This is a genomic window from Frigoribacterium sp. R86507, from assembly GCF_044597695.1.
Classification (GTDB): Bacteria; Actinomycetota; Actinomycetes; order Actinomycetales; family Microbacteriaceae; genus Frigoribacterium.
Window position 1 is genome coordinate 779538 of sequence record NZ_CP139002.1, and the last position, 15882, is coordinate 795419.

The following is a 15882-nucleotide window of genomic DNA, read 5'->3' on the forward strand; positions in this document are numbered from 1 at the left end:
GGGGCGGCGCGATGGCCGCCGTGGGCTCGACCGCGGCGATCAAGGTGATCGTGATGGGGCTGTCGGGCGTGCTCGGCATCATCACGAGCCGCATGATCATCCAGAACTTCGGCACCGACGCCTACGCCCAGTACGGACTGCTCTCGACGTTCCCCACCCTGTTGCCCTTCGCCGACCTCGGCATCGCGGCGATCGTGATCAACGCCGTGGCCGGGTCGTCGTCGGTCCGCACCGACGACTTCGTCAAGCGCTCGATCGTCACGGCCTTCCGCGTCCTGCTGGTGTCGGGCGGCATCATGGTCGCGGTCGCGCTGATCATCACGCTCGCCGGCTGGTGGCCCGTCTTGCTCGGTGAGGGGCTGCTGCCCGACGGCGGCTCGCTCGCGGCCGGTCTCTGTCTGGCGGTGTTCGGCCTGGTGATCCCGCTGACGGTCGGCCAGCGCATCCTCGTGGGGCTGAAGAAGACCAGCACGCAGGTGGCCAGCCAGGCCGTCGTGGCGCCGTTCATGCTGCTCGCGATCGGCTCGGCCGTCATGTTCAGCGCGCCGATCGGCAGCTACCTCGCGGTCGTCTCGTACGTGGCCAACAGCCTCGTCTCGGTGATCTGCCTGATCGTGGCGGCCCGCGCGCTGTCCCCGCAGATCGGACAGGCCGTCAAGCTCGTGCCGCGCGTCCGCAGCTACCGTGGTGTACCCGCCCTGGGCCTCGCCTGGCCGATGCTCGTGCAGATGATCGCGCTGCCGGTCGCGATGCAGACGGGCCGCCTGCTGCTCAGCCACCTCGCCGGTCCGGACGAGCTCGCGCAGTACAACCTCGCCTCGCAGCTGTTCGGCATCGTCCTGCAGACCGTCGCCGCGGCAGGCATCGCGCTCTGGCCGGTCTACGCGGCGGCCCGGTCGGCCGGGCGGGTGGAGTCCCCGACCGTGCCGACCCTGTGGTTCCTGCTCGGGGGACTCGTGCTCGGCACCGCGCTCGCCGTGCTGAGCCCGTTCCTGGCGCGGTTCGTCTCGGGCGGGGCGATCACGCTCGACGGCTGGATGCTCGTCGGCTTCGTCGTGTTCGTCGGCCTGCAGGCGGCGAAGTACCCGGTCGGCATGTACATGACCGACAAGACCGGACTGGTCTTCCAGGTGCTCCCGATCGTGCTGATGGTCCCGCTCAACCTCGGGCTGTCGTGGTGGTTCATCGGGCTGGTCGGTGCGGCAGGGCCGGTGCTGGGCTCGGCGATCTCTGTCGCGCTCTGCCAGCTCGTGCCGAACCTCTGGTACGTGTCGCGCGACCTGGGGCGGCGTCGGGCCGAGGCCGCGGCGGGCGGTGCGGGCGGCTCGGGCGACGATTCCGGCGTCGACGACGACGCCGCGGTGGGCACGGCGGGCCTCGACGTCGACGAGCAGCGTGGTGACGAGACCGCGACCGACCAGGCCATCGCCGAACGAGCGGTGGCCGAGCGGGCCGCCGAGGAGCATGCGCGCGACGGCCGTACCGGTGACGACGAGAAGGAGGCGCGGTGATCGAGGTCCTCTTCGCCCACGAACGCGACGTGGCCGGCTGGGCCGCCGACCACGCGGCGGGACGCCGGCCCGGCCTCTGGCCCTACGGCCTCGAGGCGCTGCGCGACTCGGCCCCGGAGGCGCGCATCGCGTCGGTCACCGAACCCGGCCGCCTGCAGGTGCTGCGCGACCGGGTGGTGCCGCGCCGCGCCTCCTCGTCCGGGGTCCCGTCGAGCGACGTCGGGGTGACCTGGGACGAGAACGTCGCGCGGCGGATGCTGCTGACGCGGCCCCACGACCGGATGTACACGGGTGTGATCTGGGTGACCGACCGGGTCGAGCGCGGGCAGGACCTCGGGCGCATGCGCGACGTCCTGCGACGGATGAGCGGGCTCTGGGTGATCAGCCGGGGGCAGGTCGAACCGTTGCGCCGGTTCGTCGGCGAGGACGGTCCGCCGGTCGGGTTCTTCACCTTCGGGGTCGACGAGGAGTTCTTCGCGGCGCGACCGTGGCCCTCGCGACCGATGGTGTTGAGCATCGGGGGCGACCGCGACCGGGACCCCGCGACGCTGTTCGCCACGCTGGAGCGCGTGCACGCCGCGCGGCCGGACGTCGAGCTGGTCGTGCAGACGACGAGCGACGCGGCACCGCCCGAGGGCGTCACCGTGGTGCCGCACGTCTCGCACCGCGAGCTGGCCGAGCTGTACGCACGGGCCTCGGTCGTGGCCGTCGCGACGCGCGACAACCTGCACGCGTCGGGCATGACGGTCAGCCTCGAGGCGATGGCGACGGGACGGCCCGTCGTGATGACGAACACTCCGGGCATCGAGGACTACGTGGAGCACGAACGCACCGGCTTGCTGGCCCCGGTGGGGGATGCGTCGGCGCTCGCGGCGCACGTGCTGCGGCTGCTCGGCGACGAGGCCGAGGCCCGGGCGTTCGGCGCGGCCGGGCGGGCCCTCGTCGAGGAGCGGTTGACGACGCGGCACCTGGCGGCGTCGCTGGCGGAGTTCGTCGCGGGCTGAGGGCTTCGGGTCCGGCTCTGCTCGGCGGCGTGCCCGGGCTCCGCTAGTCGGTCGTCGTCGCCACGGGCCGTGTGCTGTCGGGGCCGGCCGCTCGGACGACGAGCGCCAGCTGGACCCGGTTGCCGACGGCGAGCTTGTCGTAGGCGTGGCCGACGTGGGTCTTGACGGTGGCGACGCTGACGAAGAGATCGGCGGCGATCTCGGCGTTCGACGCCCCCTCGGCCACCGCGACGGCCACCTCTCTCTCGCGGTCGGTCAGGAGGGCCAGTCGGGCCCGGGCATCGGCGGCCGAGCCGGACTCGTCCGGGCCGGTGGCCCGGGTGGCGGCGGCGATCACGCGGTCGAGCACGGTCGGCGACAGGATCGAGCGTCCCCGGGCGACGGCGAGTACGGCGTCGACGAGCTCACCCGGCGGGGTGTCCTTCACGAGGAATCCGCGTGCCCCGCGGTGCAGGGCCTCCAGCACGAGGTCGTCGGCCTCGAAGGTCGTCAGCACGATCACCCGCAGGTCGGGTCGTCGGGCCAGCTCGCGCTCGGTCGCCTCGAGCCCGTCGCAGCGGGGCATGCGGATGTCCATCAACACGACGTCCGGTGCCGTGCGGGCGATGACGTCGGCGGCGTCGAGTCCGTCCGCGGCCTCGCCCACGAGTTCGACGTCGACGTGCCCGCCCAGGATGAGGCGGAGTCCCGACCGCACCAGGGCGTCGTCGTCGACGACCACGACCCGGACCGGACGCTGGCCGGTCATCGCGTCCACGGCAGGTCGGCCTCGACGACGAAGCCGTCCCCGTCGGGGCCCGCCCGGAAGTGGCCGTCCACCAGGCGCACGCGCTCGGCCAGCCCGGCCAGGCCGTGGCCCGTGCGGTTCTCGGTCGTGACGTCGGGTGCGGGGTTCGTGACGCGGATGCGGACGACGTCCGTCGTGGCGACCGCGACCGACACCCGGATCGGCTGTCCGGCAGCGTGCCGCCGGGCGTTCGTCAGGGCCTCCTGGACGATGCGGTAGGCGTGTCGACCGACGGTGGTCGGCACCTCGGCCAGACGCTCGGAGTCGTCGATCGAGGACGTGACCGACGACCCCGCCTCACGCGCCTCGTCGACGAGGGCGTCGAGCTCGAGCAGCGTGGGTTGAGGAGGCGCGGTGACGGTGACCTCGGAGGCCCCGCCCGCCTCCGGGTCGCGCAGCACCCCCAGCACGTCCCGCAGGTCGGAGAGCGCCGAGTGGGCCTCGGCCCGGACGACGGCCGCGGCGGCGACGGTCTCGTCGGGGTCGAGGTCGCGGCCCCGGTACTCGAGCGCCCCGGCGTGCAGGGCGACGAGGGAGAGCCGGTGCCCGAGGACGTCGTGCATCTCGCGGGCCAGGTGGGCCCGTTCTCCGTCGCGGGCCCGCTCCTCGCGCAGCGCCTGGTCGCGCTCCACGAGGCGCGCCCGCTCGCGCAACGAGGAGACGAGGGCGCGTCGCGATCCGATCACCACGCCGACTAGCGCGAGAAGCGCGTAGGCGAGGACGATGGCACCGAGGACGACGGCCGTCCACCCGACGGAGGTTCCGTCGTCGGTCGAGCGGAACACGACGAGTTCCGCGACCACCGTGGCCGCGACGAACACGGCTCCGGTGGCCACGATCTCGCCGGGGCGTCGGCGCGTGGCCAGTGACACGACGGCCAGGGCGGCGGCTCCGACCGCGAGGGTCGAGAACGAAGCCAGACCGACGACGACGAGGGTGACGGCGAACGGTGCCCGGTGGCGGAACGGGACGAGGACGAGGGCGGCCGAACCGGCGAGCACGTCACCGACGATGCTGGCCCCGACCCGGGCGTCGCTCCAGCCGCTCATGTCGGTCGACGGCCAGACCACGGCGAAGGCCACCAGCCCGGTCATCAGGGCGACGCCGAGGCGCCACGACCCCGCCCAGAGCCGACGGGCCCGGGACGGCCTCGGGTCACCCACCGCCCCGTCGCCGTCGTCGGTCGCGGGCGTCGCGGTCTCTGGCCGTACGGTGGCTGTGCTCATGGGTCGAGCTTAGGAAGCGTCCGGCGGGCGGGGATCGACCGATGGTCGGAGATCGCGGGACGCACCGCCCTGCGCGAGGAGCGGCGGCTCCCGCTCGAACTCAGCCCGCTCGAACTCAGCCCGCTCGGGGCCAGTCCGTCGTCAGGTAGGCCTCGACGGCACGGTTGCGGAACGCGTACGGCTTGCCCCGGCTGACCACGCCACGCACCGTGTCGAGCCGTTGCGAGGTGGGCCCGAGCTGGGTGCCCGAGGCCAGGCCCATCGCCTCGGCGATCGCGTTCAGGGTGCGTTCTGCGGGGGGCAGCGACGCCATCGCCCTCAAGAACTCGTGTTCGCGCGGGGGGAGGCGGTTCAGGATGCGCTCGACGTGGGCCGACGCCTCGCTCTCGGCTCCGCGCCAGCCGGCCACGACGTCCTCCTCGGAGACGACGGGTGCCGTCGCGACGTTCCACGCCCGCTGGCCGGCGAGCTGGAACAGGAAGGGCTCTCCGCAACTGAGGGCCGCGATCGCCTTCGCCGCCGCAGGGTCCATGCGGACGGTCTCGACGGCGCCGTGGTCGCCGGCGGTCTCCCACCCCGCGATCACGAAGGGCTGGAGTGCCTCGAGGATGTCGCCCTCGTCGAGGGGGCCGAGTGTGACGGTGCGGAACCGTCGGGCGAAGGTCGCCCCTTTCCGAGCACCCGCCATGTCCTCGAAGTCGGGCAGGCCCGTGAGGTAGACGGCGACGGGCAGGTGGCGGGACACCGTGCCTCCGCCGGGCACGGTGACCTCGACCTCGTGCGACAGGGCGTCGCCGAGGGCGATGAGGAGCTGTGAGAGGGCGGCCTCGTCGCCGATGTTCTGCACCTCGTCGACGTGGATCATCACGACGGCGTCCTGCTCGATCGCCGCCTGACCCAGTTCGACGAGGAGTTCGAAGAGGGCCGTGAAGGGCTCGGGGCCGTCGGCGCCGCGGGTCGTCACCGAGAAGCCGGTCACGGCCACCTGCTCGACCCTGGCGAGCAGGTCGAGGACGCCCCTGCGGGTCGAGGTGCGGAGCCCGGCGCGGTCGGCCAGTCGCAGGACGGCGGAGGCGATGATCTTGAGGGGATCGGCCCCGGTGGGCATGCGCAGCTGCGGCGTGACCCAGTCGCCGGCCTCCGCGGCGTCGCGGGCGATGCGGCGGACGAGGCTCGACTTGCCGGTGCCCGGTTCGCCGAGGATCGTCCGTCCTGTCTCGTACAGGCCGGCGTGCCGACGGGGGCGCAGGATCTGGTGCCAGTCGCTCAACTGCTCGGTTCGACCGGCCCACACGTCGGGCACGACGTCGGAGCCTGCCTGGAACGGGTTCGTGAGGGGAGATCGCATGGCGATAAATTTATCAGACCTCATGTCGACGGTTGGTAAATTTATCACCGGCCTCTGCGCAGAGGGAGCGCCGACCGCAGGTGAGCGGATCAGCTCCGGGCGGTCGGAACGGGCTCGGGTCGCCTCGTCCCGTCGGTCGCACGCGTCTCGAGCCGCGCCTTGAGCCCGGCCACGGGGCGCTCGACGACGACCCAGCTGACGACGCCGGCCGCGATCGACAGGACGACCGTCGTGAAGGGCACCTCCGGGGCTCCGCCGTCGCGGAGCCACCAGCTGATCGGGTAGTTCCAGAGGTAGACCGCGTAAGAGATCGTGCCGAGTGCGACCAGCGGCCCGAGCCCGCGGGGCACGACCACCCACCCCTTCAGCTTCCACACCACCAGGACGGTGCTCACGCCGATGGCGGCACCGCCCAGGAGGTACGTGACGAGATGGTCCTTCGCGTCCGGCACGAGCGACATCGCGACCAGCGCGATCGCGCCCACGAGAGCGGCCGGAGCGGCTCGTCGCCCACCGATCAGGGCGTCGAGGCGTGGCTCGCCGAGCTTCGCCGCGGCGCCGACGACCATCGAGATCGTCCACGTCGTCGGGTAGTTGTAGATCGTCCCGATGTCGTCCCGGTGCCACGCCACCGTGGCGACCAGCAGCACGACGAGGACGACGGCGGTGACCGCGACGAGGAGGCGCAGCTTGCGGTAGCGGACGCCGACGAACACGATCAGCGGCCAGACCAGGTAGAACTGCTCCTCGTTGGCGAGGGTCCACAGGTGGCTGAAGTTCGGGCTGCCGTGGTTGAACAGCGGGATGTTCATCGTGTAGGTCAGGGCGACGCCGATCGTGCGGGGCACGAAGCGACGGGTGTCCGAGACGTCGAGCAGCCCCTCCATCACCACGAGACCGACGAGGACGAACAGAAGGGCCGGGATCAACCGGAAGAACCGGTTGCGGTAGAACCGCCCGTAGCGGATGCGACCGAACCGCCGCACGTCGTCGGCGAGCAGGCCGGTGATGAGGTAACCGCTGAGCGTGAAGAACACGACGACGCCGACGATGCCCGCCCCGCCGAACAGGTCGGGCCACGAGTGCCTCAGCAGCACGAGCAGGATGGCCGCGCCGCGGAGCAGATCGAGTCCCTGGATGCGACGGTGCACCGGGACGGCGGGGAGGGGGGTGGCGGTCATGGCCGTGCTTTCGAGGAGGGGGTCTGTCGTCGTGCCGGCCAGGCGTACAGTCCGGCGACGAGTCGCGACCGGCGCGAGAGTCGCACCATCACCCACGGGGCGGCCAGGCCGGCGACCAGCAAGAGGACGATCATGAGGGTGCCCTGGTGCAGTCCGAGCGCACCGAGGACGTGCACGCCGAGGGTGACGACGATCCAGTGGGTCGTGTAGTACACGATCGAGTCGCGGCCCATGGCGCTCAACCCCCTGCCCACCGGGGTCGACGCGAGACGGCTGCCGAGGGGGACGGCCACGAGGACGAGTCCCACCACGCCGATCGCGGCGACGAGGTCGTAGCGGAGTCCCGGCAGCTGCGTCGACGCGACGGCCGTGCCGAGCGCCGCGACGGCCCCGAGCGCGACGACGACGCGACGCCGGGCGAGGGCTTCGAAGGCGTCCCGGTGGCGCGCCGCCGCGTCGCCCAGGAAGAAGAACGCCAGCAGGAAGGTCACCCGGGTCCAGCCGTCGCCGTCGTGGACGAGCACGCTCACGACGAGCAGCACGGGCACCGCAGCCGAGCGCACCGCCGCCGGGACGACGAGGGCGACGACGTAGAACGCCAACAGGTACGCGAGGTACCAGGTGTAGGTCGTGGGGGAGAGCACCAGCTCGACGAGCCGACCGGGGCCGTAGTTGCCGTCACCGGCCACCGAACTGCCCGCCCACAGGAACACCACGATCACGGTCGTCCACACCAGCCAGGGCCAGCCGATGTGCCTCAGCTTGCCGACCAGGTACGGCCTCGGCGGCTTCTCGAGCGAGCGGGCCAACAACAGGCCCGAGCAGAACATGAGCGTCGGGATGCGGAAGGGTGCCAGGGCGTCGTTCAGCACGACGGCCCACGCGGGCGCGGCCACGGAGTCCACCTTCAGCGCGATCACGACGTGGTAGAAGACGACGAGCAGGACGGCGAGCCCCCTCGTCACGTCGACCCAGTGCAGTCGACCGGGCCTCGGCGGCGCCTGCGTGGTGCCCGCGGCCGCCGTCACGACGGGGCTCCCGGCGCCGCGGCACGGCGCCGCAGCTCGGCCGCCACGATGCGACGCCCCTCGAGCACGGCCCGCAGCCCCACGAGCAGCGTGCCCGGCGACCGCACGAACTGCCGCCGCCCGCCCTGCAGCAGCACCTCCCACGCGATGCGCGGGGTCAGGCGTCGCCACCGGCGCAGGTCGTCGTCCCCGAGGTGCTTCGCTGCGAACAGCAGACGGTTGCGGATGTTGTGGCGGTAGTACCCGGCCGACTTCGCCTGCCCCGACCGGTCCGCCCCGCCGGCGGTCTGCGTGCCGCCCTCGGCGTGGACGACGGTGACGTCGTCGAGCAGCCGCAGCGCGCCTCCTGAACCGACGACGCGGCGCGACAGGTCGACGTCCTCCCAGTACAGGAAGTAGTCGTCGTCGAAGCCGCCGCAACGCTGCCACAGCTCGTCGCTCAGCACGAGGCAGGCGCCGCTCAGCCACTCCTCGACGCGGGCGCCGGGCAGCCGTCGCCGTCGCGACCGGATGCGCCCGTCGTCCAGGTACAGGTCGCTGCCGGCCGACCAGACGCTGCCGTCGGGGCGCAACACGGTCGGCGCGCTCATCGTCAGTGGTTCGGACGAGGAGGCGCGGTGCAGGGCGGCGAGGGCCCGCGCGTCCGCGACGGCGTCCGGGTTGAGCAGCACGTGGTGGCGCGCCCCGGCCTCGCGGGCCCGGGCGACGCCGAGGTTGACCCCGGTGCCGAAGCCCTCGTTGCCGGCGGGTGCCACGAGGTGCCAGCCCTCGGCCGCGGCCAGTTCGGTGACCCGGGCACGCTCCGCCGCACCGGACCAGTTGTCGACGACGACCACGACGAGGCCCTCGGTCACCCGCGAGACGGGTGCGAGGTTCTGCCGCAGCAGGTCGGTCGAGCCGTAGTTGACGACGACCACCGAGAGGCCGGCGAGCGACTCACCCACGGTTCGTCCCCCGTCCACCCGCAGGAGGCGCGGTGGGCGACCCGACGCCGGTCACCGACCTGACATGCTGGGGGCCGTGACGACCGACCCGACCGCCCCGCGCCTCCTGACGATCGCCGTGCTGACCTTCCGCCGGCCGCGTGATCTCGACGCGGTGCTGCCGCTGCTCGTCGAGCAGGCCCGCGGCGTGCGCGGACTCGGCGTCGAGGCGCGCGTGCTCGTGGTCGACAACGACGCGAGCGGGTCGGGGCGCGAGCGTGTCGAGGCGGTCGCGCTCGCCGCGGCCGGCCCGGGTGACGATGCCGAGCCCGTGACGGTGGACTACGTCGTGGAGGCGACCCCGGGCATCGCCTCGGCCCGCAACCGGGCGCTCTCCGAGAGCGGCGACTGCGACCTGCTGGTCTTCATCGACGACGACGAGCGGCCGTCCGAGCAGTGGCTGCACGCGCTGGTCGCCCTGCAGGCCGAGACCGGCGCCGCGGCCGTCGTCGGCCCCGTGCGCAGCGAGTACGAGGTCGAGCCCGAGCCGTTCATCGTCGAGGGACGCTTCTTCGTGCGCCGCCGACTCGCGACCGGCACGTCCGTCGACGTCGCCGCGACCAACAACCTGTTGCTCGACCTCGCCGAGGTGCGCCGCCAGGGGTTGACGTTCGACGTCGCGCTCGGTCAGCTCGGCGGCGAGGACACCCTCTTCACGCGGAGCCTGGTCGCGGGTGGCGGCGCGATCCTGTGGTGCGCCGAGGCGGTCGTCACGGACGTCGTCCCCGCTCACCGGGTCACGCGGCGCTGGGTCGTGCAACGCGCCTACAGCAGCGGCAACGGCTGGAGCCTCACCTCGGTGATGCTGTCCGCGCGAGGGGCCTCGCGACTCGGCACGCGCCTCCGGCTGTCGGCCAAGGGCGGCGTGCGCGTCGTCGGCGGGCTGGGCCGGTACGCGCTCGGCACGGTGTCCCGCCCTCTCGGGCGACGGTCGCTGGGGCAACGCGCTCGCGGCATCCGCACGATGGCCCGGGGCGCCGGCATGGTGGCGGGCGCGTGGGGCGCGGGGTACCGGGAGTACGGCCGCGTCGACGGCTGACCTCACGGGCGGACCCGACGTCCGTCGACGACGCCTCGACCGCGGACGGCCGCGATCGCACGACGGTACGCCGCGACGTGCGCCTCGCCGGCACGGTCCCAGTCGCGGGCCGACAGGTCGGGGCGGGCGTCGTCGTCGAGCTGCGAGGCCGCGTCGAGCGCGTGCTCGACGTCGTCGGGACCGAGGTCGTCGGCGTACTGCCGGACCCAGTCGGCACCGACCTCGTCGGCCAGGCGGGCGTTGACCTCGTTGGCGGGCACGAGCACGGGCCGGCCGAGCGACAGGGCCGTCAGCACACCGCCCGAGTTGTGCATCTCGCGGTAGGGGAGCACGACGAGCTCGGCCCGGCGCACCACGTCGATGAGGGCTTCGTCGTCGAGGAACCGCAGGTCGAGGCTGACCCGGGGATCGTCGGCCGCGAGCTGCTCGAGGCCGTGGGCCAGCTCGGGCGTCGAGGGCTTGCCGGCGGCGTGCAGTCGACGGTCGTCGCCACGCACGCCACGGAAGGCCCGGACGAGGCCGTCGACCCCTTTGTAGCGACGGATGAAGCCGAAGTACGACACCCGGCCGGCCTCGCGGGACGGCCACGGCCAGCGGGCGAACCAGTCGACGTAGTGGCCGTGGGGGATGAGCGCGCCCAGGGCGTCGGGGTGCTCGGGCGTCTCGTCGTTCAGCCGCACCCAGAGCGTGGTGCGTCGCTCGATCCAGCGCAGCAGGACGCGCTCGCGGCGGGAGATGCCGCTCGGCAGCTCGAGGTTGTGCTCGGTGCGGACGATCGGGGTGCGCGTCAGTCGCAGCTTCGTCACCAGGGCGACGGTCAACGCCTGACGCACGAGCGCCTTGAGCGGGCTCTGCCCCGAGACGAGGATCTCGGGCCAGTGCACGTGGAACACGTCGTAACGGCCGAGCAGCGCGCCCTTCCAGTCGAAGGTGCGCACCTCGACCCCGGGCACCGCGCCGACGGCGTCCCGGAGCATCACGAGGTAGGGGTTCGTCGTCGGTCGCGGTCGGGGGAACGACTGCTGGACGACGAGCCTGCTCGGGTGCCCCGGGACGACGCCGGTCACGGCTTGAAGACGCTCAGGTCGTCGAACGAGACCGTCTGCGGGGCGTTGGTGGTGCTGCCCGAGGCGTAGGCGCCGAGGGCGACCCAGCCGGGAGCCTGCAGCCCTGCGTACGTGTCGGTGGCCGACACGGTCCACGCCGTCGGCTCGGTGGCGCCGTCCGCCCAGACCTTGGCGCGGATCGTCGTCGTGCCCGAACCGCTGACCTCGAGGCGCACGTTGATCTTCGCCCCGGGGGCGACCTTCCCTGGCACGAGGGTCTCCGACACGAGGGCGGTGCCCGAGGTCGACCCCTTGAAGGCCGTGAGCGCGACCACGACCGAGCCGTCCGGTCGGTACCGCAGCGCCGCCCGGTACTCGGTGTTCGCGGCGACCTTGCGACCGGTGACGTACACGTAGGTGCCGCCGCCCGTCGCCGCCTTGTCGAGGCTGACGCTCGTCCGCAGATCGTTGTCGATCGAGCTGACACCGGTCAGGGCCATCGAGGTGTTCCAGCCGGCGGCGCCCAGGAACTGGGTGCCGACGCCGTTCGCGACCGAGTACTGCGAGGCCTGGCCCGTGCGCGTCCAGGCGCCGCCGACGTCGGCCGAGCCCCAACCGTTCGTCGCCGAGCGGCCGAAGCCGTCCTGCGCGACCGCCGTGACCACCGGAGGCGCGGTGACCGTCACCGTGGAGGTGCGGGTGCCCGTGGCCCCCTTGTCGTCGGTCACGACGAGGGTCACGGTGTACGTGCCGCCGGTGGCGAAGTCGTGCTTCGCCGTGCTGCCGGTCGCCGTGCCGCCGTCGCCGAAGTCCCAGGCGTAGGCGGAGACGGTGCCGTCCGAGTCGCTCGAGGCGCGTCCGTCGGCGGAGACCGAAAGCTTGTCGGTCGCCGTCGTGAACGATGCCGTGGGGGCCGCGTTGGGGATCGGCGCGACCGTCACGGTGCCCGAGGAGGTGCCGGTGGCTCCCTTGTCGTCGGTCACCGTCAAGGTCACGGTGAACGTGCCGGCAGCGGCATACGTGTGCGAGGCGGTCCTCCCGGTGGCCGTGCCGCCGTCTCCGAAGGTCCAGGCGTAGCCGGCCACGGTCCCGTCGGGGTCGGTCGAGGCCGACGCGTCGGTCGACACCGCCAGACCCGTCGCGGTGCTCGTGAACGACGCCGTGGGGGCGACGTTCGCCGGCGGGGCCGGGGCGACGGTGACCGTGCCGGTGGAGGTGCCGGTGGCACCCTCGCCGTCGGTCACCGTGAGGGTCACGGTGTAGGTGCCGGCCGCGGCGTAGGTGTGGCCGGTGGTCGAGCCGGTGGCTGCGGCCGTGCCGTCACCGAAGTCCCAGCGGTACGACGCGATGCCACCGTCGGCGTCGGCGTCGGACGAGGCCGTTCCGTCGACGGCGACGACGAGGTGGTCCACTGTCGAGGTGAAGGAGGCGGTGGGCGCCGCGTTCACGCGGGGCGCCGTCACCGTCACGGTCGCGGTCGAGGTGCCGACGGCTCCTCGGTCGTCGGTCACGGTCAGCGTGACCGTGTACGTGCCGCCCGCCGCGTAGGTGTGCGAGGGCTTGACCCCCGACGCCGCGGCGCTTCCGTCGCCGAAGTCCCAGGCGTACGAGGCGACCGAGCCGTCGCCGTCGGCCGAGGTGCTGCCGTCGAAGGCGACTCCGAGGCCGGTGGGTGCCGACGAGAAGGTGGCCACGGGAGCCGCGTTCGGCTTGTTCGCGCCGAGCGCGTAGTGCTGCGCGACCGTCGTGGCGTCGAGGGGGCGTGCGTAGACCGCGGCCTCGTCGAGGCTGCCGGCCCAGTATCCCGAGCCCGAGTTCCACGAGCTGTCGCCGCCGAGGCGCCAGTACCCGCGGTAGCCGTCCGACGCGGTGGTCGGGTTCGACCCGACCTGGGCGCCGTCCACGTAGAGCTTCATGCCCTCGGACCCCTGCGTGGCGACCACGTGGTGCCAGCGACCGTCGTTGTAGCTCGCCGTGCTGCTCGCGAGGTTCATCCGGCCGGTCCAGTTGCCGAACTGCAGGCGCCCGTCCTGCTCCATGTAGACGTGACGGTCGTAGTTGCCGCTGTAGCCGGTCTGCTGGTTTCCGAACCCGATCAGCTTGCCACCCGAGGTCGTCGTCGTGTTGAACCAGGTCTCGAGCGTGTAGTTGTTCGGGGTGTCGTACGAGGTGGTGGTGGCCACCCCGGCGTCCTGCCCGTTGAACGTCGCCGACCGGCCGGTGCCGCCGACGGCCGACGGACCACCGGTCGTCAGCCCGCCGGTGGAGACGCCGTTCGTGCCGACCGGAGAGGAGTCGGTTGCGATGCCGGACGAGTCGCCGTCGAGACGGAAGTACGCCTCGGGGTCGTCCTGGAACACCCGGGCGCCGTAGGCATCCGTGGGCGACGTCGGCAGCTTGCTCGTGCGTCCCGAGGCGACCCACTGGCCGTCGACCTGCTGGGGGCTCAGGGCCTTCGGGTACACCGACACGTCGTCGATGTCGCCCTGGAAGTACGGAGCACCGTCCCAGTTGTTGTCGCCACCGATGCGCCAGTAGCCCGTGTAGTCCTGGGCGCTGGTCGTCCCGGCGTCGGTCGCGATCTTCTTGCCGTCGACGTAGAACGACTGACCGGTCGAGCTCAACGTGCCGACCACCTGGTGCCACTGGCCGTCGTTCAGGGCGGTCGGGCTCGTGATGATGCGGCTGGCGTTCGGGTACACGCCGAACGAGACACGGCCCCGGGGGTCCATGTAGAGGTGCCGGTCGTACGAGTTCGAGTTGCCGGTGCGGTTGCTGCCGAAGCCGACGATCTTGCCGCCGGTGGTCGACGTCGTGCGGAACCAGGCCTCGACCGTGAAGGTCTGCGGGCCGGTGATCGCCGACGCCGTCGACGAGAGACCGGTGTCCGTGCCCGAGAAGGTGCTCGCGCCGTCCTGGTCGGACGTGGTCTGACCGGTGGCGCCACGGGTCACGCCGCCCTGCGCCTGCTGGTCGTCGTAGCCGACCCAGTCGTAGACGGTCGAGCCGCTCTTCTCGCCGAGGCGCCAGAGCGACGTGGCGCCGTCCGCGGCGACCTGCTTGGCGTAGGGAGAGACCTTGTCGGCGGTCACCGTGACGTTCACGCCGTCGCCGAGGACGGTGTTGCCCAGGGGATCGGTGGCGCGGATGCGGTAGCCGTGGGTGCTGCCGGGGGCGAGGTCCTTGTCGACGAAGCCGAGGGCGGGGCGCTTCCAGAAGGTCGAGGCCGAGGTGGTCGTGTAGACCGGGTTCGTGAGGTCGCCGTCGCGGTACACCGCGTACGTCAGGTTCGCGTTGTCCTTGTCCCAGTTGGACTGCCAGCTGACGCGGACGGTTCCGGACGACAGCGAGACGAGGTTCGGGGTGAAGAGCGCACCCGACGCCTCGGGGCCCATCTTGTTCGGTGCGATGCTCGACACCGCGAAGCGCACGAGGCCGTTCTGCGCCTTGCCGTTGACGGAGGGGAACTCACCGCCGTACACGACGTACTTGTCGTTCGCGGCGACGCTCCACGGGCCCTGGCTCAGGCCGGTGTAGGTGCCCGTGGCGAAGTCGGGGAACCAGTTGAGGATGCTCGGGGCCGGGGTGCCGGCGAAGTTGTAGTAGCCGTAGGGGTCGTTGCCGACCGTGCCGGTCGCGGAGTCGCTGAAGGCCATCGCGCGCTGGAAGGTCCAGGGATCGGTCTGCGGCTGGCCGCCGATGTTGCCGCAGTAGTGCGGGTGGCCGGCGACGAAGACGGCGGTGCTGTTGGCGGCCACCGAGTAGGTGTCGCCGTGGCAGTCCTCGACCCAGGACAGGTCGCCGTTCCAGTTGGCCTTGAAGGCGCCCTCGAGTCGACCGCCGCCGCCGAAGGTGTAGCCCGAACCGTAGAACCCGTTGGCGGTCGCGCTCAGGCTGTAGATCGCGGCCTGGCCACCACCGTTGCGGATGACGTCGTTGGCCTGCAGGGGCAGGTTGGCTCCGGTCGACGAGTCGACCATGGCGAGGCCGTAGCCCGGCTGGGCCGACCCGTTGACCGATCCGAACGAACCGCCCAGGACGATCTTCGACCCGTCGGGGCTGGTCACGAGGCCGAGCACGTCGCCGTTCGCGATCTGGGGAGCCCAGGGCAGGTTGGTGCCGTTCGAGGCGGTGACCGCCGCGGCCTTCACTCGGGTGTCCTTGCCCACGCTCGAGAACGCTCCGGCGAAGTAGACGTTCGGACCCACGGCGGCGATGGCGTTGACCGACGCGTTCGTGCCCGGGTTCCAGCCGCTGATGACGGCACCCGTGGTCGGGTCGAGGGCGGCCAGTCGGTACTTGTTGGCACCGTTGACCTTGGTGAACGCGCCGCCGATGTAGATGCGCTTGCCGTCCGGAGAGGCCGCGATCGCCTTCACCTGCTGGTCGATGACGGGCGCGAAGGTCGTCGAGAGCGCACCGGTCGTGATGTCGTAGGCGAGGAGGTAGCTGCGCGGCACCTCGTTGACGCCCGCGGGGGAACCCGCCGGGCGCGCCTTCGTGAACTTGCCGGCGGCGTAGACGGTGTTGCCCACGATGACCTGAGAGAAGACCGAGCCGTCGATCTGGGGTGCCGGCAGCGCGTCGGCCGTGACGGTCGCCGGGGTCGACGGCGACGTCGGGTCGGCGGGGGCGGAGTCGGCCGCAGCGGGCTGCACTCCGACCAGGACGGACAGGAGCACAGCAGACGCAGCGACTATCGCGGGCAGGCGAAGGCGCGACGAGACAG

11 protein-coding genes are annotated in these 15882 nt (G+C 72.3%); 3 read left to right on the forward strand and 8 right to left on the reverse strand.

Annotated features, from left to right (window positions below; genetic code table 11):
- Nucleotides 1-11 precede the first annotated feature (11 nt).
- Complete coding sequence (locus SJY14_RS03890) at nt 12-1511, forward strand: lipopolysaccharide biosynthesis protein (RefSeq protein WP_396599828.1); 1500 nt, start codon at nt 12-14, stop codon at nt 1509-1511.
- Entirely contained in the window at nt 1508-2515 is a 1008-nt protein-coding gene (locus SJY14_RS03895; protein WP_396599829.1) for a glycosyltransferase family 4 protein, read from the forward strand. Before SJY14_RS03890 ends, SJY14_RS03895 begins: the two co-directional genes overlap by 4 nt.
- 43 nt (nt 2516-2558) lie before the next feature.
- Here SJY14_RS03895 and SJY14_RS03900 read toward each other — a convergent pair whose 3' ends face one another.
- From SJY14_RS03900 to SJY14_RS03925, 6 genes are all read right to left on the reverse strand, one after another.
- Nucleotides 2559-3263, reverse strand: coding sequence for a response regulator (locus tag SJY14_RS03900; RefSeq protein ID WP_396599830.1), 705 nt, complete (start codon nt 3261-3263; stop codon nt 2559-2561).
- On the reverse strand, nt 3260-4528 hold the full coding sequence (locus tag SJY14_RS03905; RefSeq protein ID WP_396599831.1) for a sensor histidine kinase: 1269 nt from the start codon (nt 4526-4528) through the stop codon (nt 3260-3262). The genes SJY14_RS03900 and SJY14_RS03905 overlap by 4 nt, the downstream gene beginning before the upstream one ends.
- A 115-nt stretch (nt 4529-4643) precedes the next feature.
- Entirely contained in the window at nt 4644-5876 is a 1233-nt protein-coding gene (locus SJY14_RS03910; RefSeq protein WP_396599832.1) for an ATP-binding protein, read from the reverse strand.
- A gap of 89 nt (nt 5877-5965) precedes the next feature.
- Nucleotides 5966-7057: an acyltransferase family protein gene (locus tag SJY14_RS03915; RefSeq protein WP_396599833.1), complete on the reverse strand. Its 1092-nt coding sequence runs from the start codon at nt 7055-7057 to the stop codon at nt 5966-5968.
- Nucleotides 7054-8085 (reverse strand): acyltransferase family protein, encoded by a 1032-nt coding sequence (locus tag SJY14_RS03920; RefSeq protein ID WP_396599834.1) that lies wholly within the window; start codon nt 8083-8085, stop codon nt 7054-7056. Before SJY14_RS03920 ends, SJY14_RS03915 begins: the two co-directional genes overlap by 4 nt.
- Nucleotides 8082-9029 carry a glycosyltransferase family 2 protein gene (locus tag SJY14_RS03925; RefSeq protein ID WP_396599835.1) on the reverse strand — a complete coding sequence of 316 codons (948 nt, stop codon included), beginning with the start codon at nt 9027-9029 and terminating at the stop codon, nt 8082-8084. Before SJY14_RS03925 ends, SJY14_RS03920 begins: the two co-directional genes overlap by 4 nt.
- A gap of 76 nt (nt 9030-9105) precedes the next feature.
- On the opposite strand from SJY14_RS03925, the gene SJY14_RS03930 reads away from it, so the two are divergent.
- Nucleotides 9106-10107, forward strand: a complete 1002-nt coding sequence (locus tag SJY14_RS03930; RefSeq protein WP_396599836.1) for a glycosyltransferase family 2 protein — start codon at nt 9106-9108, stop codon at nt 10105-10107.
- 2 nt (nt 10108-10109) lie between these two features.
- On the opposite strand, the gene SJY14_RS03935 is transcribed toward SJY14_RS03930, so the two are convergent.
- Together SJY14_RS03935 and SJY14_RS03940 are read right to left on the reverse strand one after the other, a co-directional pair.
- Complete coding sequence (locus tag SJY14_RS03935; protein ID WP_396599837.1) at nt 10110-11174, reverse strand: glycosyltransferase; 1065 nt, start codon at nt 11172-11174, stop codon at nt 10110-10112.
- Nucleotides 11171-15835, reverse strand: coding sequence for a PKD domain-containing protein (locus tag SJY14_RS03940; protein WP_396599838.1), 4665 nt, complete (start codon nt 15833-15835; stop codon nt 11171-11173). The genes SJY14_RS03935 and SJY14_RS03940 overlap by 4 nt, the downstream gene beginning before the upstream one ends.
- Nucleotides 15836-15882: the final 47 nt, after the last annotated feature.

Coding starts and splice junctions, on each gene's coding strand:
- SJY14_RS03915 (WP_396599833.1), bottom strand. CDS start 7,057: ATGACCGCCACCCCCCTCCCCGCCGTCCCGGTGCACCGTCGCATCCAG.
- SJY14_RS03910 (WP_396599832.1), bottom strand. CDS start 5,876: ATGCGATCTCCCCTCACGAACCCGTTCCAGGCAGGCTCCGACGTCGTG.
- SJY14_RS03905 (WP_396599831.1), bottom strand. CDS start 4,528: ATGAGCACAGCCACCGTACGGCCAGAGACCGCGACGCCCGCGACCGAC.
- SJY14_RS03890 (WP_396599828.1), top strand. CDS start 12: ATGGCCGCCGTGGGCTCGACCGCGGCGATCAAGGTGATCGTGATGGGG.
- SJY14_RS03900 (WP_396599830.1), bottom strand. CDS start 3,263: ATGACCGGCCAGCGTCCGGTCCGGGTCGTGGTCGTCGACGACGACGCC.